Annotated in this window: 16 protein-coding genes and 2 tRNA genes; 6 read left to right on the forward strand and 12 right to left on the reverse strand. The window is 72.9% G+C overall.

Annotated features, from left to right (window positions below):
• Window positions 1-31: 31 nt before the first annotated feature.
• Window positions 32-994, reverse strand: coding sequence for an ABC transporter substrate-binding protein (locus CK505_RS12395; RefSeq protein ID WP_035927715.1), 963 nt, complete (start codon window positions 992-994; stop codon window positions 32-34).
• Window positions 995-1126: 132 nt separating this feature from the next.
• Here CK505_RS12395 and CK505_RS12400 point away from each other — a divergent pair, with 132 nt between their 5' ends.
• Both CK505_RS12400 and mdlC read left to right on the forward strand, forming a co-directional pair.
• Complete coding sequence (locus tag CK505_RS12400) at window positions 1127-2077, forward strand: LysR family transcriptional regulator (protein ID WP_017833932.1); 951 nt, start codon at window positions 1127-1129, stop codon at window positions 2075-2077.
• Between the two features lie 94 nt (window positions 2078-2171).
• Window positions 2172-3773, forward strand: a complete 1602-nt coding sequence (gene mdlC, locus CK505_RS12405) for a benzoylformate decarboxylase (RefSeq protein ID WP_031283236.1) — start codon at window positions 2172-2174, stop codon at window positions 3771-3773.
• Between the two features lie 24 nt (window positions 3774-3797).
• Here mdlC and manA read toward each other — a convergent pair whose 3' ends face one another.
• Entirely contained in the window at window positions 3798-4901 is a 1104-nt protein-coding gene (gene manA, locus CK505_RS12410) for a mannose-6-phosphate isomerase, class I (protein WP_017833930.1), read from the reverse strand.
• A gap of 73 nt (window positions 4902-4974) precedes the next feature.
• Between manA and CK505_RS12415 the strand changes: the two genes are divergently transcribed.
• Entirely contained in the window at window positions 4975-6375 is a 1401-nt protein-coding gene (locus CK505_RS12415; protein WP_035927725.1) for a phosphomannomutase/phosphoglucomutase, read from the forward strand.
• A 66-nt stretch (window positions 6376-6441) separates the two neighbouring features.
• Here the strand turns inward: CK505_RS12415 and CK505_RS12420 are convergent, their stop codons facing one another.
• The 3 genes from CK505_RS12420 to CK505_RS12430 form a co-directional block, all read right to left on the reverse strand.
• Complete coding sequence (locus CK505_RS12420; protein WP_095651260.1) at window positions 6442-7629, reverse strand: globin domain-containing protein; 1188 nt, start codon at window positions 7627-7629, stop codon at window positions 6442-6444.
• A 58-nt stretch (window positions 7630-7687) separates the two neighbouring features.
• Window positions 7688-8179 (reverse strand): Rrf2 family transcriptional regulator, encoded by a 492-nt coding sequence (locus CK505_RS12425; protein ID WP_017833927.1) that lies wholly within the window; start codon window positions 8177-8179, stop codon window positions 7688-7690.
• Window positions 8180-8357: 178 nt separating this feature from the next.
• Complete coding sequence (locus CK505_RS12430; RefSeq protein ID WP_017833926.1) at window positions 8358-10223, reverse strand: phosphoenolpyruvate carboxykinase (GTP); 1866 nt, start codon at window positions 10221-10223, stop codon at window positions 8358-8360.
• A gap of 299 nt (window positions 10224-10522) precedes the next feature.
• Here CK505_RS12430 and CK505_RS12435 point away from each other — a divergent pair.
• Window positions 10523-10598, forward strand: a tRNA-Arg gene (locus CK505_RS12435).
• Between the two features lie 83 nt (window positions 10599-10681).
• Here CK505_RS12435 and CK505_RS12440 read toward each other — a convergent pair.
• The 5 genes from CK505_RS12440 to upp all read right to left on the reverse strand — a co-directional run bounded on the left by CK505_RS12440 (window position 10682) and on the right by upp (window position 15522).
• Window positions 10682-11866 carry an FAD-dependent monooxygenase gene (locus CK505_RS12440; protein WP_095651261.1) on the reverse strand — a complete coding sequence of 395 codons (1185 nt, stop codon included), beginning with the start codon at window positions 11864-11866 and terminating at the stop codon, window positions 10682-10684.
• A 12-nt stretch (window positions 11867-11878) separates the two neighbouring features.
• Window positions 11879-12865 (reverse strand): aldo/keto reductase, encoded by a 987-nt coding sequence (locus tag CK505_RS12445; protein ID WP_017833924.1) that lies wholly within the window; start codon window positions 12863-12865, stop codon window positions 11879-11881.
• A 53-nt stretch (window positions 12866-12918) separates the two neighbouring features.
• Window positions 12919-13458 (reverse strand): histidine phosphatase family protein, encoded by a 540-nt coding sequence (locus tag CK505_RS12450; RefSeq protein ID WP_017833923.1) that lies wholly within the window; start codon window positions 13456-13458, stop codon window positions 12919-12921.
• A 96-nt stretch (window positions 13459-13554) separates the two neighbouring features.
• Window positions 13555-14379 carry a winged helix-turn-helix domain-containing protein gene (locus CK505_RS12455; protein ID WP_031283231.1) on the reverse strand — a complete coding sequence of 275 codons (825 nt, stop codon included), beginning with the start codon at window positions 14377-14379 and terminating at the stop codon, window positions 13555-13557.
• Window positions 14380-14886: 507 nt separating this feature from the next.
• The gene (gene upp / locus CK505_RS12460; RefSeq protein WP_031283230.1) at window positions 14887-15522 is read right to left on the reverse strand and encodes a uracil phosphoribosyltransferase; all 636 of its coding nucleotides are present in this window, start codon (window positions 15520-15522) and stop codon (window positions 14887-14889) included.
• Between the two features lie 88 nt (window positions 15523-15610).
• On the opposite strand from upp, the gene tadA reads away from it, so the two are divergent.
• A complete protein-coding gene (gene tadA, locus CK505_RS12465; RefSeq protein ID WP_052132975.1) occupies window positions 15611-16156 on the forward strand; it encodes a tRNA adenosine(34) deaminase TadA in 546 nt (181 codons plus the stop codon).
• 29 nt (window positions 16157-16185) lie between these two features.
• Window positions 16186-16275, forward strand: a tRNA-Ser gene (locus CK505_RS12470).
• A gap of 50 nt (window positions 16276-16325) precedes the next feature.
• Here the strand turns inward: CK505_RS12470 and CK505_RS12475 are convergent.
• Both CK505_RS12475 and CK505_RS18495 read right to left on the reverse strand, forming a co-directional pair.
• Window positions 16326-17444 (reverse strand): tyrosine-type recombinase/integrase, encoded by a 1119-nt coding sequence (locus CK505_RS12475; protein ID WP_095651262.1) that lies wholly within the window; start codon window positions 17442-17444, stop codon window positions 16326-16328.
• Window positions 17431-18051, reverse strand: coding sequence for a helix-turn-helix domain-containing protein (locus tag CK505_RS18495; protein WP_176475337.1), 621 nt, complete (start codon window positions 18049-18051; stop codon window positions 17431-17433). The genes CK505_RS12475 and CK505_RS18495 overlap by 14 nt, the downstream gene beginning before the upstream one ends.
• Between the last annotated feature and the right edge of the window lie 17 nt (window positions 18052-18068).

Below are 18068 nucleotides of genomic sequence, written 5' to 3' on the forward strand. Positions count from 1 at the left end.
TCCCTCCCTCGGGTGCCGGGTCCGCGGACGGCTACGGCAGCAGCGCGTCGAGGTCGGGGGCCTGCTCGAGGGTCCCGTACTCCACGGCGGCGTCGCCCAGCTTCTGCAGCGCCTCGCGGTCGAACTCGGTGCGGAAGCGCGGCAGGGCCATCTCGGCGCGCAGCTCGTCGCTGATCTCCGTGTAGGTCCCGACGATCTCCCGGACCGCGTCCGGGTTCTCGTTCGCGTACTCGAGCGAGCGGTTCATGGCGTTCTGGAACTTCTCCACCAGCTCGGGGTCCTCCTCGAGCTTCTGGGCGGTCGTGAAGTAGCCGGCGATGTCGAGCTCCGGGTCGAACTCCACGAAGTTGTAGGACACCGCGCGGGCGCCCTCGTCGAGGACCTGGGTGAGGAACGGGTCGAGGATCCAGGCCGCGTCCACCTGGCCGCGGTCGAGCGCGGCCGGGGCGTCCGGGAAGCCGACCTCCACGAAGTCGATGCTCTGCGGGTCCCCGCCGGCCTGCTCGACGACGTGGCGGATCGTCGTGTCGCCGATGTTGTTGAGGTTGTTCACCGACACCGTCTTGCCGGCCAGGTCCTCGGGGCCCTGGATGTCCGAGTCGGCGGGCACCACCACGGCGCCGAAGTCCCGCTCGGTGTCGCCCGAGGTCGTGGTGCCGTTGGCGACGTACTCGAGGTCCAGCCCCTCGCCCTGGGCGACCATGACGGACAGGGTGTTGCCGAAGGCGAAGTCGAAGTCCCCGCTGACCACGCCCGGCACGGCGGCGGCGCCGCCGCTGGTGGTCTGGATGTCGAGGTCGATCCCCTCCTCCTCGAAGAAGCCCTGCTCCTCGCCCAGCCAGATGGCGGCGGTGTCGACGATGGGGATGACGCCGACGGTGACGGCCTGCATCTCCCCCTCGGCCTCCGTGCCGCCTCCGCCGTCGCCGCCGCCGCACGCGGCCAGCGCCAGTACGGATCCTGCTGCTCCCAAGCCGATGAGCGGTCGCCGCATCGTGCCTCCCCTGTGTCGTCCGGTGCCCGTTGTGATGGGGATCACTCTAGTGACGTAGCATTCACAAACCAGTGCATGTTGTCGATGGACCGATGTATGACATCTATGAGTCGCTGACCGAGGAGGGGTGCCGTGGAGCTGGACCTGAACCTGATGCGCGTGTTCTGCACGGTCTACGAGCAGGGCAGCGTCACGGGGGCCGCCGCCGAGCTGCACCTCACCCAGCCCACGGTGAGCCACGCTCTGAAGAACCTGCGCCGGCAGTGCAACGACCAGCTGTTCGTCCGGGAGGGCCGGGGCCTGAGCCCCACGCCGTTCGCGAGGAGCATCTTCCCGCAGGTCAAGGCGGGGATCGCCCAGGTGACCGCGGCCGTCTCCTCGGGCGGGCTGTTCGACCCGGAGACCGCCCGCGAGCGCTTCACCCTGGCGCTGACCGACCTCGGGGAGCTGGCGTTCCTGCCGTCCGTCATGGTGGCGCTGCGGGAGCAGGCACCCGGTGTGGAGCTGACCGTGCTGCCCCTGGACGTGGAGCGCGTCCCGGAGGACCTGCTGCGCAACCGGGTGGACGCCGCGATCTGCGCCCCGTACATCGGCGGGCCCGGCATCGTCCGCACCGTCGTCGGCACCGACGAGTACGTGGTGATCGCGGCCCGCGGCCACCCGCGGGTCCGGGAGCGGCTCACGCTCGAGCAGTTCGCGGAGGAGCCGCGGATCCGGCTCGCCCCGTCGATGGGCCACGACCTCGCCGAGGTCGCGGCGGAGCGGGCGGGCGCCCCGGGCAGCACGGCCCTGCGGCTGTCCCACTTCACGGGCCTGGTCTCCGTGGTGGAGCGCACCGACTGCCTCGCGGTGCTGCCACGGTTCCTCGCCGAGACGCTCCAGGAGGCGGCCGGGATCCGGGTCTTCCCGCACCCGGTCGAGATGCCGGTCCTGCAGCTGGCCGCCTACACCCGCGAGACCGCCCACCAGCGCCCGGCGCAGCAGTGGTTCGCGCGGCTGGTCGTGGACACGCTGCGGGAGTCCGTCTCGCCGGACCCGTCGGCGCCGCTGCGGCCCGGGCCCTGGCATCGTCGCCGTCTATGAGGGGATAGAAAACATCGACTGGCCGTGCCCCCGGCCCCCTTCTACTCTCGCGGTGAGGCGGCACGCCGGTGCCGCGTCCCGATTGGAGCGCAGCGTGACCACCATCCGTGCCAGGACCCACCGCTGGATGCAGGCCCGGGGCCTCGACACCGTGTTCGGCAACCCGGGCTCCAACGAGCTGCCCTTCCTGCGGGACCTGCCCCCCGGCATCCGGTACGTCCTGGGGCTGCACGAGGGAGTGGTCGTGGGCATGGCCGACGGCTACGCGCAGGCCACGGGCCGGCCGGCGCTCGTGAACCTGCACTCGGCCTCCGGCACGGGCAACGCCATGGGCGCGCTGACCAACGCCGCCAGCTCGCACACCCCGCTCGTGGTCACGGCCGGCCAGCAGGTGCGCGCCACGATCGGCGCGGAGCCCATGCTCGCCAACGTGGCGGCCCCGGACCTGACCTCCCCGCTGACGAAGTGGGCGGGCGAGCCGCTGTCCGCGCAGGACGTCCCCCGCATGCTGGACCAGGCCCTGTGGGAGGCGTGCACCGGGTCCCGCGGCCCCACCTACGTCTCGGTCCCCTACGACGACTGGGACCGGGAGTCCGCCGACAACGACGACTACCTGCTGCCCCGGCGGGTGGTCGAGGGCCTGCACCCGGCCCCCGAGCACGTGCGGGAGATCGCCGGTCTGCTGGCCGGAGCCCGCCGGCCCGCGCTGGTGCTGGGCTCCGAGGTGGACGCCGTGGCGGCGAACGGGGTCAGCCGCGAGCTCGCCGAGCTGCTCGGCGCCGACGTGTGGGTGGCGCCCTCCCCCTACCGGCTCCCCTTCCCCAACCGGCACCCGCAGTTCCGCGGGGTCCTCCCCGCCTCGGAGCGGGGCGTGCACGCCGCCCTCGAGGAGAACGACGTGGTCCTGGTGCTCGGCGCCCCCGTCTTCCGCTACCACCAGTACGAGCCCGCCCGGTACCTGGCCGAGGGCACGCAGCTGCTGCACGTCACGGAGGACCCGGGCGAGGCCGCCCGGGCGCCGTTCGGGACCTCGTTCGTGGCCGGGCTCGCCGCGACGGCCGCGGCCCTGGTGGCCGCCCTGCACGAGCGGGACGGCGGGGCGCGCCCGGCCGCCCCGGTCGGGTGGACGGTGCCGCCGCCCGCCCGCGAGCCCGTGGACGGCGTCTTCCACCCGGGCGCCGTGTTCGAGGTGCTGCGCGAGACGGCGCCGGCGGACACCGCCTACGTGGTGGAGTCGACCTCCACCAACGGGGACTTCTGGAGGCACATGGACCTGCGGGAGCCCGGCTCCTACTTCTGGCCGGCCTCCGGCGGCCTGGGCTTCGGGCTGCCCGCGGCGGTCGGCGTGAAGCTGGCCCGGCCGGACCGTCCGGTCATCGGGGTGGTCGGCGACGGGTCGGCCAACTACGGGATCACCGCCCTGTGGAGCGCGGCGCAGTACCGGGTCCCGGTCGTGTTCGTGATCCTCAACAACGGCACCTACGGCGCGCTGCGCTGGTTCGCGGGCATGCTCGGCACGGGGGACGTGCCGGGGCTGGACGTGCCGGGCATCGACTTCCTGAGCCTCGCGCGGGGCTACGGGGTGCCCGCGCAGGCCGCGGGCACGGCCGCGGAGCTCGCCGACCTGGTGCGGCAGGGTCTCGCGGCCGAGGGCCCCACGCTCATCGAGGTCCGCACGGAGCTGACCACCCCCTGAGCGGCGCCGCGAGCCGGGGGCGGCTCAGCGGCAGGAGACCGTGAACACCCTGGCGTCGCCGGACAGCTCGACGGTGCCGGGGCCGCCCCGGTGCAGCAGCGACTCCCCGCCGGCCAGCTCCCACTCCCGGCCGGCGGCCCGCACCAGCACCCGGTCCCCGGTGCTCAGCAGGACCGTGGTGCCCCGCAGCCCGACGGGCACGGCCCGTCCCGGCACGAGCTCGTGGGCGGTCAGCGACAGCCGCTCGTCCCACAGGGGGTAGACGCGGCGGCCGTGCTCGTCGGCGGCGGGCTCGACGACCTCCGGGGCCGCCTGCTCGTCGGCCAGCACGGCGAGCAGCTCGGCCACGTCCACGTGCTTGCCCGTCAGCCCGGCGCGCAGGACGTTGTCCGAGGAGCTCATCACCTCGATCGCCGTCCCGGACAGGTACGCGTGGAGCTGCCCGGCCGGGGTGTGCAGGGACTGCCCCGGGGCGAGGCGGACGTGGTGCATGCACACCGCGACCAGCAGCCCGCGGTCGCCCGGGTGCCGGTCGTGCACGTAGCGGACCAGCGAGGCCACCGGGTCCTGCGGGCCCGCGGCGCGGGCCGCGTCGACGGTCGCCGCCACGGCGGCCGCGGCGGCGGCGTCGTCGAGCGTCAGCACGGCCGGCAGCACGGGGTGCCCGCCGGCGGCGGCGTCGCGCAGCCAGTCCAGCCCCAGGCGCGCGGCGGTGGCGCGCAGCCGGTCCGCCGGCTGCACCCCCGTGAGCAGCTCCACGTCGGTGAGGGCCACGACGGTCTCGGGCTTGGCGGAGCGGTCCTTGTAGTTGCGCCGCGGGTCGTCGAGCGGGATCCCCGCCCGCTGCTCGCGCTCGAAGCCCGCCTCGGCCTGCTCCGGCGAGGGGTGCACCTGGATGGACAGGGGGGCGTCGATGGCCAGGATCTTGAGCAGGAACGGCAGGCCCTCCAGCGGCTCGTCCCGGCCGTCCCGGACGACGACGGAGGGCGCGGAGGGGTGCGCGCCGACCCACAGCTCGGCCTCGGGCTCGGGGCTCGGCACGGGTCTGCCCTGGAGGCGGGCCAGCACCTCGCGGGAGCCCCACGCATAGTGCTGGACGGGATTGCGCATGCGGAGGATCTCGACCATGCTCGTCATCCAATCACAGGACCGCCCGCGCCCCGCGGCACCCGGGAGCGCCCGTGGCCTAAGATCACCCCTTGTGACTATCGATCTCTCAGCTTCGTTCAAGGCCTACGACGTGCGCGGCATCGTGGGCGAGTCCATCACCGCGGAGACGGTCCGGGCCACCGGCGCCGCGTTCGTGGACGTCCTGGGCCTCGCCGGCCTGACGGTCCTGGTGGGCGGCGACATGCGCCCCTCCTCGCCGGAGTTCGTGGACGCCTTCGCCGAGGGCGCGGTCCGCCGCGGCGCGGACGTCGTGAAGATCGGGCTGATCTCCACCGACGAGCTGTACTACGCGTCCGGGACGTTCGGCGCCGCCGGGGTGACCTTCACGGCGAGCCACAACCCCGCCGAGTACAACGGCATGAAGATGTCGAAGGCCGGGGCCGTCCCGGTCTCCTCCGAGACGGGCCTCTACGACATCCGCGACCTCGCCCAGCGCTACCTCGACGACGGAGCGGTCCCGGAGGCCCCCGTCCCCGGCACGGTCACCGAGCGGGACGTGCTGACCGGCTACGCGGAGTACCTGCGCTCCCTGGTGGACCTGTCCGGGACCCGCCCGCTCAAGGTGGTGGTCGACGCCGGCAACGGGATGGCGGGGCTGACCACTCCCGCGGTGCTGGGCGACGCCGTGCTGGAGCCGCTGCCGCTGGAGGTCGTGCCCCTGTACTTCGAGCTGGACGGCACGTTCCCCAACCACCCCGCCAACCCGCTCGAGCCGGAGAACCTCGTGGACCTCCAGCGGGCCGTGCGCGAGCACGGCGCGGACCTGGGCATCGCGTTCGACGGCGACGCCGACCGCTGCTTCGTGGTCGACGAGCAGGGCGGGGCCGTCTCGCCCTCGGCCGTCACCGCGCTCGTGGCCGAGCGGGAGATCGAGCGCGCCCGGGCGGAGGGCGTGGAGAACCCGGTGATCATCCACAACCTCATCACGTCCCGCGCCGTGCCCGAGCTGGTCACCGCCCGCGGCGGCCGCCCCGTGCGGACCCGGGTGGGCCACTCGTTCATCAAGGCCGTCATGGCCGAGGAGGGCGCCGTGTTCGGGGGCGAGCACTCCGCGCACTACTACTTCAAGGACTTCTTTAACGCGGACACCGGGATGCTCGCCGCGATGCACCTCCTGGCCGCGCTGGGCGAGCAGGACGGGCCGCTGAGCGAGCTGATGCACCAGTACGACCCGTACGCGGCCTCCGGTGAGATCAACTCCACGGTGGAGGACAAGGCCGGTGCCGTCCGGCGGGTCGTCGACGCCCTGGCCGGCCGGGACGTGAGCGTGGAGGAGCTGGACGGCACCACGCTCAGCTGCCCGGACGAGGGCTGGTGGTTCAACCTGCGCCCCTCCAACACCGAGCCGTTCCTGCGCCTCAACGTCGAGGCGAAGGACCCGGCGACGATGGAGCGGGTCCGGGACCGGGTGCTGGACATCGTGCGCGTCTGAGACCCCGGCACGCAACGGGGCCCCGCCGGACGAGCCGTCCGGCGGGGCCCCGTGCGCTGCGGGCGCTCAGACCGCGGCGGTCTCGCGCGCCTCGTCGTGGAGCATCCACTGGTCCGGGCCCAGGATCTCGTAGGCCACGCTGCGCCCCGGGACGCCCTGGGCGATCACGGCGGAGCGGACGGCCTGCATGAAGGGCAGCGGGCCGCACAGCACCACCTGGGCGTCGGCCGGGATCCGCACGGCGCCGAGGTCCATGAACCCGTCGTGGTCGCCGTCCCCCGGGGTCTCCATCCAGGTCTCCAGGCGGGCGTGGGGCAGCTCGGCGACCAGCATCTCGTGCAGCTCGCGCAGCGCCCAGTCCTCCGCCGAGCGGTCGGCGTGCAGGACGAGGACCTGCCGCTGCGACTCCTGGCGGACGAGCCGGTCCAGGAACGCCAGCATGGGGGTCACGCCGATGCCGGCGGAGGCCAGCACGAGCGGCCCCTCCCCCTCCGGGAGCACCACGTCCCCGTAGGGGTTGGAGACCCGCAGGACGTCGCCCACCTGCACGTCGTGGCAGAGCACCGGGGTGACCTCGCCGCGCTCGTCGAGTCGCACGGCGATCCGGCGGGTCCCCTCGGGCCCGGGCACCAGCGTGAACTGCCGCGGCTGGTCCACGCCGTCGGGCATCCGCACCTCGACGGTCACGTACTGGCCGGCCACTGCGGGGGTCATCGGGGTGCCGTCGGCGGGCTCGAGGGTGATCGCCGTGGTGGTGGTCCCGGTCTGCTCCTTGGCCGCGACCCGGAACGGGGCGAAGACCACGCTGTTCGCCTGGCCCGCGTAGAGGCCCTCCTCGATCTTGATCAGGGCGTCGGCCATCAGCCAGTACACCTCGTCCCAGGCGGCCACGACCTCGGGCGTCGCGGCGTCGCCGAGGTCCCGGGCGATCGCGCCGAAGAGGTGCTCGTGGACGATCGGGTAGTGCTGGGGCAGCACGCCCAGGGACGCGTGCTTGTGCGCCACGCGGGAGAGCAGCTCGTCCGGGTAGCCCTCGGGGTGGGTCAGCAGCCAGGAGGCGAACATCGCGATGGAGCCGGCGAGGGCCTGCGCCTGGGTCCCGTTCCTCTGGTTGGAGCGGCTGAACATGCCGTCCAGCAGATCGGGGCGCGCCTCGAACATGGACCGGTAGAACTCGGGGGTGATGAACGGGATGCGCTCGGCGACGACGCCGATGGTCTGCTCGATGACGGGACGGGACTGGTCGGACAGCACGGTTGCCTCCTGGGGAGCCGGTGGATGACTCCTCAAAAGTAGCATCTCAAATGCTTGATTACGTCATCGGCGGCGGCGCGCCCCCCGCGGTGGCCGCCGGCGGCTCGGGCGGGCGCAGCCCGATGGACACCAGCACCGGGCCCACCTGCCGCTCGCTCACGAGGTCCCGCACCCGCACGTCGTCGAGCGCGCCGTAGAAGGCCTCCCGCGCGTCCGCGAGGGCGCGGCGCAGCCGGCACCCGCGGTCCAGCGGGCAGTCGCCGCCGGCCGACTCGCACTCGACCATCGCGGAGCCCGCCTCCAGCTCGCGCAGGAGCGAGCCAACGGTGGCGTCCAGGCCGGCGGGGGTGATCGACACCCCGCCGGTGCGGCCGCGGCTCGAGGCCAGCAGCCCGAGCCCGCTCAGGCGGCCCACGGTCTTGGTCACGTGGTGGTAGGGGGCGCCCACGCCCTCGGCGATGGCGCGCGTGGTGAGCTTCTCCCCCTCGGGGACGGCTCCTGTCAGCAGCAGGACGCGCAGGGCGATGTCCGAGAACGCGGTCAGCCGCACGGCGGGGTCCTCCGGTCGCTCATGGCGGCTCCTTCCGAGACCTCGCGCGTCCCGGCCGGCCGCGGGAGCGCCCCCATTGTCCCACGCGGGCGGCGGACACGGACGAGGGGCCTCCCGGCACGGGAGACCCCTCGTCCGACCGCCGGCCCCGGGGCGCCGCAGCACCCCGGGACGGGGATCACGCCTGGTTCAGGCGGTCCTCCAGCCCGGCACGCTGCTCGAGGATGGGCTCGGGCACGTGGCCGAGCCGGTGGAACCACTCGTCGATGCTGGGCAGCTCGGCCCGCCACTCCTCGACGTCGACCTTGAGGGCGGCCTCGAGCTCCTCGTCCGAGACGTCCAGGCCGGTGAGGTCGAGGTCCTCCTTGGTGGGCACGATGCCGATCGGGGTCTCCCGGCCGCCGGCCGTGCCCTCGAGGCGGTCGAAGATCCACTTGACCACGCGGGAGTTCTCGCCGAAGCCCGGCCAGGCGAAGCCGCCGCTCGGGGTGCGGCGGAACCAGTTGACGTAGAAGACCTTCGGCATGTCGTCCTCGCCGATGCGCTCACCGACCTCGACCCAGTGCTCGAGGTAGTCGTTGGCGTTGTAGCCGATGAACGGGAGCATGGCCATGGGGTCGCGCCGGACGACGCCCACGGCGCCCTTCGCGGCGGCGGTGGTCTCCGAGGACAGCGTGGCGCCCTGGAACACCCCGTGCTCCCAGCCGAAGGACTGGGACACGAGCGGGATGGTGGTCTTGCGGCGGCCGCCGAAGACGATCGCGGACAGCGGCACGCCCTCCGGGTCGTCGTACTCGGGGGCGAGGATGTCGGCCTGCTTGATCGGGGTGCAGAAGCGCGAGTTCGGGTGCGCGGCGGGACGGCCGCTCTCCGGGGTCCAGTCGCGGCCCTTCCAGTCGGTCAGGTGCTCGGGCGTCTCGTCCGTCATGCCCTCCCACCAGACGCCGCCGTCGTCGGTGAGCGCCACGTTGGTGAAGATCGTGTTGCCCCGGGCGATGGCGCGCATGGCGTTGGGGTTGGTGGGCCACCCCGTGCCCGGAGCCACGCCGAACAGACCGGCCTCCGGATTGGTCACCCGGGCCTGGCCGTCCTTGCCGAAGCGGATCCAGGAGATGTCGTCGCCGACCATCTCGGCCTTCCAGCCCTCGAGCGTGGGCTCGAGCATCGCGAAGTTGGTCTTGCCGCAGGCCGAGGGGAAGGCCGCGGAGATGAACCGGCTCCTGCCCTCGGGGTTCGTGACCTTGAGGATGAGCATGTGCTCGGCCAGCCAGCCCTCGTCGTGGGCGATGGCGGAGGCGATGCGCAGGGCGTAGCACTTCTTGCCGAGCAGGGCGTTGCCCCCGTACCCGGAGCCGAAGGACCAGACGGCCCGGTCCTCGGGGAAGTGCACGATGTACTTGGCGGGGTTGCAGGGCCAGGGCACGTCCTGCTCGCCCGGGGCCAGCGGGGCGCCCAGCGAGTGCAGGCACTCGACGAAGAAGCCGTTCTGCTCGGTCATCTTCTCCAGCACCGGGGTGCCGATGGTCGCCATGATGCGCATGGAGCACACCACGTAGGCGGAGTCGGTGATCTCCACGCCGTAGCTCGGCCGCGAGGCCTCCAGGTGGCCCATGACGAAGGGGATGACGTACATCGTGCGCCCGCGCATGGCGCCGCGGAACTTCTTGCGCAGGGAGCTGCGCATCACCTCCGGGTCCTCCCAGTTGTTGGTGGGGCCCGCCCCCTTCTCGGTCTTGGTGCAGATGAAGGTGCGCTCCTCGACCCGGGCGACGTCGTCCGGGTCCGAGAACGCGGCGAAGGAGTTGGGGAACTTCTCCTCGTCCAGGCGGACGAAGGTGCCGGCGTCCACGAGCTCGTCGGTGAGCTGCGTCCACTCGGCCTCCGAGCCGTCGACCCAGTGGATGCGGTCCGGCTGGGTCAGCTCCGCCATCTCCCGCACCCACGAGAGGAGGTGCGCATGGGTGGTGGGCGCGCTGTCCAGCGCGTCCTTCACAGCCTCGTTCAGCCCGGTGGTCTCCGTCGTTGCAGTGGGGTTGTCAGCCATTGACATGTCTCCTCGTTGAGGCCGTCCGCCGACCGCCCGGGGCTCTCGTGGTGGTGCTCGTCGTCGAACACTCGACCCGGTGTCACCGGGCCCACAGTGAGCGGCGTGGAGGTGGGCGGCCGGTCTCTACTGTGATGTGGGTCCATCGTATCGCCCCGGCCCCGGCCGCCCCAGCAGGGTTACGCGCGCCGCGGCCCGTCGCGCCGGGTGCCGGGCGGGGCGCCCCCGGATTTTGCGCAGCCGGGGGCCGCATGTAGAGTGATGTCCGGTTTGAACGGCGGTGACGCCGGGACGCCGATGCGCCTGTAGCTCAACGGATAGAGCATCTGACTACGGATCAGAAGGTTGGGGGTTCGAATCCCTTCGGGCGCACCATCCACGAAAGAGCCCCTCACCGGCGGAGACGCCGGTGAGGGGCTCTTTCGTGCCCGGCCGCTGCGGCCCGGGCCGCGGACGGCTCAGGCCGGGGCCGCGGCGAGCGCCCGGACGTCTCCCCCGGCGCGCCCCACGAGGCCGCGGGTCACCACGGTGTCGAGGCCCGGGAGGGCGGCCAGGCGCAGCGCCAGGCGCCGCGCCTGGCGGCGGGCGCGGGAGGACGGCAGGAACCACTGCGCCCCGCCGCGGGCGACGCGCTGCTTCTCCGCCACGACCGGCCGCCAGACCCGCTCCCAGCCCGTCAGCGCCTCCTCGACCGATCCGGCGCGGTCGAGCCGCTCGGCGAGCAGCCACGCCCCGGCGATCCCCAGCGAGGCGCCCTGGCCGCCCAGCAGGGACACCGCCTGGCCCGAGTCCCCGAGCAGCACGACCCGGCCGCTGCTCCACCGCGGCAGCTCGATCTGCACCACCTGGTCGTAGTAGAGCCGGTCCCCGCCGGGACAGGCCGCCAGGACACGGGGCACGATCCAGCCCAGCGAGCCGTGGACGGCACGCAGGCTCTCCCGGGGGTCGGCCGGCAGGGACGGTGCGGCGGCCCGGTGCACGGCGAACACCGCCAGGCGCCCGTCGCGCAGCCCGTAGAACCCCATCGCCCGGTCGACGCTGTCCGTGAGGCAGAAGCGGTCGCCGACCTGCCGGCACGCCTCCGGGTCGTCGACCACGAACGCCGCCGTGTGCAGGCCCAGCCAGCGGCGGAAGCGCTCCTCGGGCCCGAACGCGGAGCGCCGCACCGCCGAGTGCACCCCGTCCGCGCCGACCACCAGGTCGGCGTCGAGCACCGTGCCGTCGTCGAGCACCGCGCCCGCCCCGCCGGGCCGCTGCCGGACCCCGACGACGCGCCGGCCGTAGCGGAGCTCCGCGACGCCCCGGGCGTGCTCGCGCAGGACCCGCTCGAGGTCGGGGCGCATCACGCTGACCAGGTGCCCGTCGAGGGCGTGGGCGAACCGGGCGAACGGCAGCCCGGCCCGGTCGCGGCCGCGGTCGTCCACGTAGCTGAGCCGCTCGACCCGGTAGCCGAGCTCCAGGACCGCCGGCAGCACGCCCATCTCCTCGGCGGCGTCCCAGCCGGGGCCGAAGAAGTCCATCATGTAGCCCTGCTCCCGCGGGCGCGGCGCCCGTTCCAGGACCACCACCTCCCAGCCCCGCCGGCCCAGGCACCCGGCCAGGGCCAGTCCCGCGATGCCCGCCCCGCAGACGACCGCGCGCACGGCCGGCGCCGCTCAGTACCGGTCGCCGACGGCTGCCACGCCGTCCAGCAGGGTCAGGTCCTCGGCCGTCAGGCGCAGGTCCGCGGCCGCGGCGTCCTCCCGCAGGTGGCCGGGGTCGGTGGTGCCGGGGATCGGCAGCACGTGCTCGCCGCGCACCGTGGTCCAGGCGATCGCGACCGCCGCGGGCGAGGTCCCGTGCCGGCCGGCGACCTCGCGGAGGGGCGCCAGCACGGCGTCCTCGTTGGCGGCCATGGCCTCCGGCGTGAACCGGGGGTTGCGCGAGCGGAAGTCGGAGCCGGAGAACTCCCGGCCCGCGAGGGCGCCGGAGAGGTAGCCGCGGCCCAGCGGGGAGAAGGGGACGAACACCGCCCCGTGCTCGGCGCACCACCCGATGACGTCCCCGGAGGGGTCCCCGTCGGCGGTGGGGCCAGACCCCTCGGGGTTGCGGGTCCACAGGGAGTACTCCGACTGGACGGCCGCGACCGGGTGGATGGCGTGCGCCCGCTCGGCCTGCTCCGTGCTGACCTCGGAGAGCCCCAGGTGGCGCACCTTGCCCGCGGTCACGAGCTCGCCCATCGCGCCCCAGGTGTCCTCGAGGGGCACGTCGGGGTCCACGCGGTGCAGGTAGTAGAGGTCCACCGCGTCGGTGCGCAGCCGGCGCAGGCTGTCCTCGATCGAGCGGCGCACCTCGTCCGGGTGCCCGCAGCGCTCCGTCCGGGGCGGCTCCAGGGAGGCCGCGCGCAGCCCGGTCTTGGAGCAGAGGAACACCTCGTCCCGGCGCGGGGCGAGGGCGGCGCCGACGAGCTCCTCGTTGGCTCCCCCGCCGTAGAGCACCGCCGTGTCCACCACGTTCATGCCGAGGTCCACCGCGAGCCCGAGCACCTCGTGCTTGCGCCGCTCGGTCAGCCCGTGCCGGTCGTAGACCCAGCTCAGGCCCATGGCCCCGAACCCGATCGCGCCCACGCGGTCCCCGGACGGGGTGAATTCGATCTGTCGCATCCAGTGCTCCTTCGTCGGTCCGGCCGCCGCGCCGGCGCCCGGAGGACCGCCGGTCAGCGGTCTCCCGCGGACGGTCGCGGCACCGTGAAGTCCACCAGGCGGGCGTCGGCGCCGTCCAGTCCGGCCCAGGTGCCGGGAACCTCCAGGACCGCCAGCCCGGAGGTGGGGCAGCCGTCGGCGAGGGCCATGACGGCGTCGTAGTCGGAGTCCGGTGTGGCCAGGCGGAGGGCGGCGTCGCGCAGACCGGGCAGGTGGCCGATGAGCAGCAGGGACTCCACGGTGTCCGGCACGTGGTTGAGTACCGCGATGATCCGGCTGTCCTGGGCCGCGTATAGGGACTCGTCGAGCCGGGCGGTCGGGGCGAGGTCGCCGAGCTCGCTGCACACCCACGTGCAGGTCTGGCGCGCGCGCAGGGCGCTCGAGCACAGGATCATGTCCGGCACGTGCCCGTTCGCCAGCAGCCAGCGCCCCGCGGCGGCGGCGTCCGCGGCCCCGCCGCGGTCCAGGGGGCGGTCGTGGTCGGCCACGCCCCACGGGTGCTCGGCCTCCGCGTGGCGCATGAGGACGAGCTTCTTCCGGTCGTGGCGGGTCATCGGTTCATGATGCCACGCGTCCGCCGGGCACGGAGCGACCCCGGCTCCTCCGCGTCGCGGGACGGAACCGGGGCCTGCACGGATCGGGGACGCGGATCAGATGGAGTACTCGGGGGCCGCCCACACGACGACCTCGGGGTGCTCGTAGAAGCGGTAGCCCTGGCCGCGGACGGTGCGCACGGTGTTCGCGAGCCGGCCGAGCTTGGAGCGCAGGCGCCGGATGTGCACGTCGATGGTCCGCTCGTTGGGCACCTCCTCGGAGTCGCGCCACAGGCTGTGCAGCAGCTCGTGGCGGCCCACGGTCCGGCTGCCGTTCTCCACGAGGTAGTTCAGCAGCTCGAACTCCTTGAACGTGAGGTTCAGGAGGCCGCCGTCGAGGAAGACCTCCCGGCGGGAGAGGTCGATGAGCACCCCGGTGGACTGGCTGGTCTTCGTCTCGGGCGCCGGCGCGGGCGCGGCGGGCGCCGTGGGCCGCACAGCCCCCGAGGTGGGGTCGCCCAGGGCGTTGCGCACGACCTCGAGGTCGGTGCCGGCGGTGTTGGCGGGAGCCAGCGCCACGGCGGCGTAGGAATCGGCCTGCGGGACCAGCTGCTGGGCGTAAGCCCGGATGCTCTGGACCATCTTGACCAGCGAGGTGCCGCTGGCCGCCGCGGTCTCCTCGTCGAGGCCCACGTAGATCACGAACCCGCGCGCCTCGTTCTCCTGCACCTGCGGACGCGGCGCCGTGTCCCGCTGCAGGCGGGTGGGGAGCGGGGTCTCGCCCGGCGCGGCCGGCATGGGGCCGATCGTGCTCCGGAGGCTGCGGTAGTCGGCGGGGGCGGTCTGCCCCCGCTCGGGGGCCGCGGCCGGACCGCGGACAGCACGGGCCTCGCTCGTGCGGTTGCGCTGGGAAATGTGCACGTATCCCGGTGTGCCTGGCATCTGGTGCCCCTCGTCTTTCCGTCGTGCGGCGGACGAGGTTCCGTCCGCCTGAGTCGATCCGCCCCTCGGAACGGCCCCGCCGCTCCCAGCTCCCGAACCGGCCCGCTCCGTGGTGGTCGGGGAGGGTCCCCGCGAAGCTGGCAAATTCCTGACAGTGGCGTTGCTCTCATGGTCCACCAGCCCCCTGGATCCCGCAAGTAATATTCGAGGCGTTATCTCACGATGCGAGATTGGAACGACGGCTGTCCAAGTGCTCCGCCAAAATGAACCTCCTTCACCTTGCGGCTGTGATGCCGCTTTCCGTCCGACCCCCGGGATATCAGACCTCTGGGACGATGCAGGGGCTTTTCCGCCCCTCAAGCAGGTCCCGATCCTGTTGTCAAGACGGCTTCGTCGGTGAACTCTTCGTCTCACGATGTGAACACGTGGCCGGAGGTCGAAAAAAGGCCCGCCGAGGACGTCGGCGGGCCTTTTCAGCGCGTGGTCTGCGGTGTCACGGGACGGCGGTCAGTCGACCACGCCGTAGAGCCGGTCCCCGGCGTCCCCGAGGCCCGGGACGATGTAGGCGTTCTCGTCGAGCCGTTCGTCCCTCGCAGCCAGGACGATGTTGACCTCGGAGTCCCCCAGCTCCTCCTCGAGGGCGGCCAGGCCCTCGGGGGCGGCCAGGAGGCAGACGCACGTGATCTGCTCGGCCCCGCGGCGGTAGAGGAACTTGATCGCCTCCCGCAGCGTCCCGCCCGTGGCCAGCATCGGGTCGAGGACGAAGACCTGGCGGCCGGTGAGGTCGTCGGGCAGCCGCTCGGCGTAGGTGATGATGTCGAGGGTGTCCTCGTTGCGGGCCATGCCGAGGAAGCCCACCTCGGCCGTGGGGATCAACCGGGTCATGCCCTCGAGCATGCCCAGGCCCGCACGGAGGATCGGCACGACCAGCGGCCGGGGCTTCGACAGCCCCACGCCCGTGGTGCGCGTGACCGGCGTGTCGATCTCCACCGGTTCCACGCGGACGCCCCGGGTGGCCTCGTACGCGAGCAGCGTCACGAGCTCCTCGACGAGCAGGCGGAACACCGGGGACGTGGTGTTCTTGTCCCGGAGCACGGTCAGTTTGTGTGCCACCAATGGGTGGTCGAGAACGGTCACTCGCATGGACCAAAATTACCATCGGGCCACGGGGGCGCCCCGCCCCCTCGCCGGACCCCGCCCGGCCCGGCGACCCGCCCAGGAGGAGAACCGCATGGCACTGCCCCCGCGCACCCGCTCCGAGGCCCGGGCGGAGGAGTGGATGCGGCTGGCCCTCGCCGAGGCCCGGGCGGCGCTCGGGACGCAGGACGTGCCGATCGGCGCCGTCGTGGTCGGTCCGGACGGGACGGTGGTCGGCCGGGGCCGCAACCGCCGGGAGGCCGACGGCGACCCCACCGCCCACGCCGAGATCCTGGCGCTGCGCGACGCCGCCCGCGCCCTGGGCTCGTGGCGGCTGGACGGCTGCACGCTGGTGGTGACCCTCGAGCCCTGCGCGATGTGCGCGGGCGGGATCGTCCTGGCCCGCGTGCCCCGCGTGGTCCTGGGCGCGTGGGACGACAAGGCCGGGGCGGCCGGCTCCGTCCTCGACGTGCTCCGGGAGCGGCGGCTCAACCACTGGGTGGAGGTGACCGGCGGCGTGCTGGCCGAGGAGTGCTCCCGGCTGCTCCTCGACTTCTTCGCGGAGCACCGGCGCGGCGGGGACGACAGCGCCGGGCCCGCCGCTCCCGGTCCCGCCGGCCCCGCGGGTTTTGGCGGTTGAGCTCGCCAGCCGGTACAGTACTGCGAGCTGGTGACGTGTCCGAGCGGCCGAAGGTGCATCACTCGAAATGATGTTTGGTGTAAGAGCCAACGAGGGTTCAAATCCCTCCGTCACCGCCAGTGCAAAAGGGCCCTACTTCCCCGGATTACCGCGGAAGTAGGGCCCTTTTTCATGCCCGGCCGTCGTCGTCTGACCACATTTTGACCACACCCGCGCGCACGGCCGCCCCGTCGAGCGCGTCCGCGACGGCGTCGAGGTCCTTATCGAACAGGTCCGCGTAGACGTCGAGCGTCATGGCCGCGGAGGCGTGGCCGAGCATCCTCTGGACGGCCTTGACGTTCGCGCCGGCCGACACGGCGAACGACGCCGCAGTGTGCCGCAGATCGTGCGGCGTCACCCTCGGCACCCCGGCCGCGTCCAGCGCCGAGGCGAACCATGAGTAGTTGTCCGCGTGCACGCGCGCCGTCCGCAGGTGCCGGCCATCGGGGCCAGGGAACACGAGGTCGCCCGGCCCCTTCCCCTCGAGCTGCCCGGCTAGCTCCTCGCCGAGGAACCGCGGGAAGGGCACCGCCCGCGCCTTATGCCCTTTGGTCGTGCCGACGTGCACCTTGCCGGCGACCTCGACGGCGTTTTCGTGCACCATGAGGCGTCTCTTGTCGATGTCCACATCCCGCACCCGCAGCGCGACGGCCTCGCCCCACCGGAGGCCGCAGTAGGCCAGGACGAGTACGAGCGCCGGATACTTCGAGGCGTCCGCGACGGCGTGCACTTGCTCGTGAGACAGGTAGACGTGCGCCTTGCGCGTCTTGCGCGGGAGCGTGTCGATAGCTCGCGCCGGGTTGCTCACGAGTCGCCGGTCCCGGACAGCGCCGTCGAGGATGCCGGCGAGGACGCCGTAGACCCTCAGCACCGTCGTCGCCGACTTCTCCGCCGACAGCTCGCTCACCCACAGTTGAACCTCTGTCGGCCGGATATCGCTGACCGTGACGCCGGCCCACCGCGGCTCGACGTAGTTGCGCCACGCTGCCTCGAGCGGCTGGAAGCTGGAGGGCTTGAGGCCGCGCTTCCCCTCGAGCCATGCCGGGGCCAGGCCGCCGACCGTCGCACGCGCGTCCGCAGGGTTGATGTACTCACCCCGATCCTTGGACACCTCGACGGTCCTAGCGAACCTCTCGGCGTCGCGCTTGGTCCTGAAACCGCGCTTGGTCGTCTGCCGCCTGTCCGGCGTCCTGTAGCGCACCCGGTAGCGCCGGCCGCCCTTGGTGTCGTAGGGCTCAATCGTCGCCATCGGGAGCGTCCCCCCACGCCCCGCCTGTGAGGCCCCACTTCTCCCGATCCTCATGCGACATGCCGCGCAGCAGCGTGAGAGCCTTCCCTTCTGCGAACAAGCGCTGCATCGCCGCCTTCGCTTGGGCGTCACTCATGTCCAGCTTGTGAGTGCCGTCCGGTTGCTGGATGAAGGCCATGCCCTCCGTTGTGCGCTCGTCGACGGCCGGCACGACTCGCGCGCTGTAGAGAGCACGCTCCCGCATGTGGTCGTCATCCCACTCACTGGCCAGTTCTAACGGCTCCTGACCGAGCGCCCATAGCCACTGCACGTTGTGTGCAACGGGCCGGTCAGGAACGCCCGTCAGTGGCGAGGCCGCGAACCTCGACCCGTCCGCCGGCAGGAGGAGTGTGAGGGGGGACACGTCGAGGGCGACGGCGAGGGCGACGAGGTCATCGACAGTGACCCGCCGGGCCCCCGTCTCGATCCGCCGTAGGCCGAGCGGCGGAATGGCATGGCCGAGCTCGGCGAGCTTCTCAGAGAGCGCCTTGTACTGCATCCCTCCCCGGAGCCGCTTCACATTCTCCCTGACCGTCTGACCTGTGCCGCCTAGTTCCAGTTCCTTCATGCGCCCATTGTCATCTA

The organism is Kocuria sp. WN036 (genome assembly GCF_002287015.1).
GTDB lineage: Bacteria > Actinomycetota > Actinomycetes > Actinomycetales > Micrococcaceae > Kocuria > Kocuria rosea.